4 protein-coding genes and 1 pseudogene are annotated in these 5,485 nt (G+C 62.6%); 1 reads left to right on the forward strand and 4 read right to left on the reverse strand.

What is annotated here, in order from left to right; translation table 11 throughout:
- A pseudogene (locus EN893_RS16710) lies at positions 1–255 on the forward strand (ABC transporter ATP-binding protein); the annotation flags it as partial.
- A 19-nt stretch (positions 256–274) separates the two neighbouring features.
- Here EN893_RS16710 and EN893_RS16715 read toward each other — a convergent pair.
- From EN893_RS16715 to EN893_RS16735, 4 genes are all read right to left on the reverse strand, one after another.
- On the reverse strand, positions 275–2,167 hold the full coding sequence (locus EN893_RS16715) for an ABC transporter ATP-binding protein (protein WP_127271034.1): 1,893 nt from the start codon (positions 2,165–2,167) through the stop codon (positions 275–277).
- A complete protein-coding gene (locus EN893_RS16720; protein WP_127270175.1) occupies positions 2,167–4,029 on the reverse strand; it encodes an ABC transporter ATP-binding protein in 1,863 nt (620 codons plus the stop codon). Before EN893_RS16720 ends, EN893_RS16715 begins: the two co-directional genes overlap by 1 nt.
- Before the next feature lie 391 nt (positions 4,030–4,420).
- Positions 4,421–4,843, reverse strand: a complete 423-nt coding sequence (locus tag EN893_RS16730) for a hypothetical protein (RefSeq protein ID WP_127270176.1) — start codon at positions 4,841–4,843, stop codon at positions 4,421–4,423.
- A 256-nt stretch (positions 4,844–5,099) separates the two neighbouring features.
- Positions 5,100–5,485 (reverse strand): ABC transporter ATP-binding protein (locus EN893_RS16735; RefSeq protein WP_164900919.1); only part of this gene is annotated, 386 nt, incomplete at its 5' end.

Here is a 5,485-nt window from a genome sequence, read left to right on the forward strand (position 1 = left end):
GAACTGCTGACCCAGATCTGGGAGGAACACAGGTTGACCGTCCTGTTTGTCACTCATGATGTGGAGGAGGCCGTCTATCTGTCGGACCGCATCGTCGTCATGGGGATCGGCCCGGGACGCATCACGCAGACCTTCAACGTCGATATCGAGCGCCCGCGCCGCGAAGAGGTGATGGAAAGCCCTGCATTCATGGATCTGCAGCGCGGCGTGCACAAGGCCATCCGCGAGGGTTCAAAACGCCCCGAAATGGCGTAGGCGCCTGTGGTAGGCCCAATCACGTCGCCTTGCCGACCGCCGCATCCAACTCCAGCTCGCCTTCCGAAATGTCGTCGAACGAGGCGTAGTTCATGTTGTAGAGGCGGGCGTAGAGGCCTTTTCGGCCCATCAATTGGTCGTGGTTGCCGCTTTCGACGATCTCGCCGTTCTGCAGCACGATGATGCGGTCGGCGCCGCGGATGGTGGCAAGACGGTGGGCGATGACCAGCCCGGTGCGGCCTTCCAGCAGGGTGATCAGCGCCTTCTGGATCAGCATCTCGGTGTAGGAATCGATGCTGGCCGTGGCTTCGTCGAGCACCAGGATCTTGGCGTCGGCCACCAGTGCACGCGCAAAGCTGATCAGCTGGCGCTGGCCGAGCGAGAGATTGCCGCCGCGCTGCTCGAGTTCGGTATCGTAGCCATCGGGCAGGTTCTCGATGAAATCGTGCGCGCCGACGGCTTGTGCGGCGCGCACCACCTCCTCGCGGCTGGCTGATGTCTTGTGGTAGCGGATGTTTTCCAGCACCGAGCCGGAGAACAGGAACGGCTCCTGCAGCACCATCGCCACCTGATCGCCGAGCGAATCCTGGGTCAGGTCACGCACATCATGGCCGCCGACCAGAACCTCGCCCGACCAGACATCGTAAAAGCGGTGCACCAGCGCCATAGAGCTGGACTTGCCCGATCCGGTAGGGCCGACAAGGGCCACGGTCTCGCCCGGATTGACGCGAAAGGAGATGTTCTTCAGCACCGGCTGGTTCGGCCTATAGCCGAAGGTGACGTTCCTGAACTCGACCGAGCCGTCCATGTCGCGCGACAGCGTCACCGCGCCTTGCCTGTCGCTGACGTCGACCGGCACGTCGAGCACTTCGGAGATGCGCTGGCCCGAAGCCATGGCGCGCTGCATGACGCTGTATTGCATGGTCAGCGAGCGGATCGGGTCGAAGAAGCGCTGGATGTAGAACAGGAACGCCACCATGACGCCGATGTCGAGGCTGTGCGACAGCACCATCGAACCGCCGACGACGATGACGGTCGCCATGGCGATGCCGGTCAGCGTGTCGACGATCGGCACCATCACCTGCGCGTATTTCGCCGAGGTCAGATGGGCATTGAGATTGGCCAGCACCTTCTCGTCATAGAGGTCGAAATTGACGTGCTGGCGCTCCAGGCTCTGCACCGTGCGCACGCCATGGATGCCTTCGGCCAGCGCGCCATTGGCGATCGAGTTGGTTTCGTGCGCGGCCATGAAGGCGACCTTGGCGCGCGGCAGCCAGAACAGGCGCACGATGAACAGCACCGGCATGGTCGACAGCGTCAGCAGGCCGAGCCGGAAATCCAGCCACAAAAGCACGCTGACGATGCCGAACAGCAGCACGATGTCGCCCACCGACATGACCGACGTTTCGAGGAATTCCTGCATCGAATTGACGTCGCCCTGCAGGCGCGACATCAGCCGCCCGACCTCGGTCTTGTCCATGAAGCTCAACGAGACCCGCTGCAGATGGCTGAACATGGCCCGGCGCAGGTCGGAGAGCACGTTCTCGGCCACTTTGCCGACGACGCTTTCCTGCACATAGGAGGCGGCATAGTTGATCAGGATGATGACGGCGAAAGTGATGATCGCTGCGATCATCACCGGCTGGTCGAGCCTGCCCGCCGTCATGCCGTGGTCGATGGCGTAGCGGATGACCAGCGGGATCGCCAATTGCGTCAGCGTGAACACCAGCACTGCGGCGACCGAGATGAAGATCCGGCTCTGATACGGTCTCACGAAGCTCCAGATGCGCCTGACGATGCGCGGGTCGTAGGCCTTGCCGAAGACTTCTTCCTCGTCGCGATGCGAGCCCACGACAGCCCTTGTCGGCCGGCGGCTGGTATCTTCCTTGTCGTCGTCGGCCTGTGTCGACATCATGCGGCTCCCGCCACGACAGGCCGCTCATCGTCCGGCCGCAGCTGCAAATCGTAGAGCGCGCGATAGCGGCCACCGAGCGCCAGCAGTTCCTCGTGCGTGCCGCGCTCGACGATCCGGCCACCCTCGACGAACAGGATCTGGTCGGCATGCATCAGCGAGCTCAGCCGGTGCGAGATGATGAGCGTGACGCGGTCCCTGGCGAAGCGCTTCATCGCCGCCCGGATGCGCTGTTCGGTACCGGCATCTATTGCCGCGGTCGAATCGTCGAAGACCAGCACCGATGGCCGCAGCATCAGGCTCCGCGCAATGGTCAGGCGCTGCCGCTGGCCACCGGAAAGCGACGCGCCGCGCTCGCCGACAACCGTGGTGTAACCGGCCGGGAGGCCCATGATGTAATTGTGCAGCTGGGCGTACTCGGCTGCCTGCCCGATGCGGGTCTCGCGCGCCCAGGGATTGCCATAGGCGATGTTGTTCTCGATCGAGGTGGTGAACAGGAACGCGTCCTGCTGCACGACGCCGACGGCCTTGCGCAGCGATTTCAGCGTCACCTCACGAATGTCCTGGCCGTCGATGGTGATCGAACCCGAAGTGACGTCGTAGAAACGCGGGATCAGATGCGCGATGGTCGACTTGCCGCTGCCCGGTGGGCCGACAATGCCGATGGTCTCGCCGGACCGGGCCTCGAAGGAGATGCCGGACAGCGTCGGCCGGCCGCCTGCGCCCTCATAGCGAAAGCCGACATTGTCGAAGCGCAGCACGCCGTCGCTGACGACGAGATCCCTGGCGCCGGGCGCGTCCTCGATGTCGAGCTCGGCGTCGAGCAGTTCGAACAGCCGGGTGCCGCAGGTCGAGGCGCGCGCGAAGGAGTTGACCATCAGCCCGAGCTGGCGCACCGGCATCTGCAAGATGGTCATGAAGGTGAGGAACTGCGCCAGCGTGCCGACGCTGATCTGGCCTGCGATCACCTTCTGGCCGCCGAACCACAGGACCAGCCCCATGGCGGCCAGGAACGAGAAATTCATGGCGCTGGTGTTGGCGACGCGGATGTCGACGCGCTGATTGGCGAGGTCCAGTGCATCGCGCTTGGCGCGATCGAATTTTTCCAGCTCATGCCGCTGCGCTGCGAAAGCGCGCACGACACGGATACCGCCGAGGTTCTCATCCATCACCCGGCTCAGCACCGAGAGGCGCTCCTGCAACGTCAGCCAGGTGCTGCGCAGTTTGAGCTGGGTGACCGAGGACCGCCAGGCGACGAACGGCACGAAGCTCAGACTGAGCAACCCGAGCACGGGATCGGTGCTGACCAGGAGATAGGCGCCGACGCCGATCAGCACGCCGAGCAGCACCACGCGCAAAATGCCGGTGGAAAAGAACATGCGCACGCCGTCGAGATCGAGCAGGCCGAGCGTGATGAGATCGCCGGTGTGGACCCTGTCGTGGTAGGCGAAGCTCAGGCGCTGGATCTTCTCGTAGAAAGCCAGGCGCAGTTCATAGCCGGTGCGGTGGCCGACGGCCTCGCCATAGTAGTTCTGCGCCATTGTGAAGAGGCCGCGCAGGATCGAGACGACGAGCAGCGTCAGCGCCGTATTCCACAGCGCCTGTTCCGCGGCAGCGCCGGCACCCGCGGCCATCACACCTTGCGCCTGGTCGATGGCGCGGCCCAGCAGGCGGGGAATGAAAAGCTGCAAGGTCGCGGCAATAAAGGTCGAGACGATGGTGATGGCGACCTGCCAGGGATGGCGCAGCGTCATGCGCACGATGCGGAGCAAGGTGCTGAGGCCCTTGCCCCAGGAGGCTTCCGCCACATGGGCAAACGATTTGCCGCGCTCCGGCGCGCCGCCGATTGCTTGCGTGTTCAAGGGAAATGTCCAAACCAATCCGGAGGGTAGTCCGGACTAATAAAGCAGACTCAATTCAGATGGCGCGATGTTACGCGTGTCCGACTTGGCCGTTCAAGAGCCAATTCCGGTATCGCACTGTGCCTGAACGGAAAGCGAGCATGCGACTGCGATCCGGCTGGCACCAGCGACGGAATCTTCTTGCTGAAGGGCGTTGGCGGGACGAGGCCAGCATCCGGCTGTACGCGAGCGACGGCCGGACGGCGTGCGATCTTCCATCCGGCCGGAATCCGGTCTGCTAGAGCCGGATGATTTCAGGTCGAATCGAGCTGAAATCTGAATCCGTCTCTAAATCAAAGAGATAGAGTATGATGTCGTCCGAAAACCGCTTCACACTTTTCGGCATCATGCTCTAGGCAGGTATCAGGACGGCGATACGATGGACGCCGACCTCCTTGCTTGTATTCGTCGCCTCGTCGGTCTTGCCCTTGGCGCAGGTGTACATGTCGCCTTCCTTGAGCTTGAATTCCTTGTCGGCTTTCTTGATCGTGAATGCGCCTGAAGTAATGGTGCAGACCATGTCATTGTCCATCACCATCTGAGGCGCGTGTGCGCCGGGCTGGAACACCACGTCGACGACTGCGATGCTCTTGTAGGCGGGAATGTCGGAGTCGCCGGTGCTGACCTCAACCACCCTGACACCGGGCGCAATCTCCTTGCCTTCCTTCGGGCCATATTTCTTGACCTTCGCGGACGCCGCCAGGGTGAACAGAGGCGTTATCGCGGCAGCCGTCACACCGAGAGCAATTGCAGACCTGCGATTTATGGTTTTCATTGCATCCTCCCACATGTTCGTCACGAACGAATGTGCATGACCACAATATATTAGCATGAACGAATATATTTGTATGCGAGGAAACACCCAGGCCCAGCGCGGGCACCAGGAACTCCGGGCTTCCAGTGTCGGCAAATCAGCACGCTATGACAATGTTGCACCGCCTCGCCAGCCGTCGGAGAGGTTCCATGCATCGGACGACCTGCCTGCCGCTGAAACCGAGTTGCTGCGGACCTTCGGACTGCTGTTGAGCCGCTCAAAAACCCTGGCCGTGCCGCCAGCAGGCGATCCGGTGGCCAGCCGCAACCTCCATGGCTGATGGTTCTGCCTTTCTGCAGCCGGGCAGGACCAGGGGGCAGCGATCGGCGAAGGCGCATCCGGTGTTCGGGACACCGGTGGCCTCGATCTCGGCTGGAGCGGATAGTTTCGGCTCGGCCTCATCGGAAGAAGCGGCCAGCAGCAGGGCCGTATAGGGGTGGTTGGGGCCTTTGAAAATCTGGTCGGATGAACCGGTTTCGACCAGGCGTCCGCGATAGAGCACGCCGATCCTGTCGGCCATGTAGCGCACCACGCTGAGGTCGTGGCTGATGAACAGATAGGTCGTGTCCTTGTCGCGCTGCAGGTCGTTGAGCAGGTTGAGAA

Source organism: Mesorhizobium sp. M7A.F.Ca.CA.004.04.2.1 (genome assembly GCF_004022825.1).
GTDB lineage: Bacteria > Pseudomonadota > Alphaproteobacteria > Rhizobiales > Rhizobiaceae > Mesorhizobium.

Bases quoted from the DNA above. Each gene is read 5' to 3' on its own strand.
- EN893_RS16715 (WP_127271034.1), bottom strand. From the start codon at position 2,167: ATGTCGACACAGGCCGACGACGACAAGGAAGATACCAGCCGCCGGCCG.
- EN893_RS16730 (WP_127270176.1), bottom strand. From the start codon at position 4,843: ATGAAAACCATAAATCGCAGGTCTGCAATTGCTCTCGGTGTGACGGCT.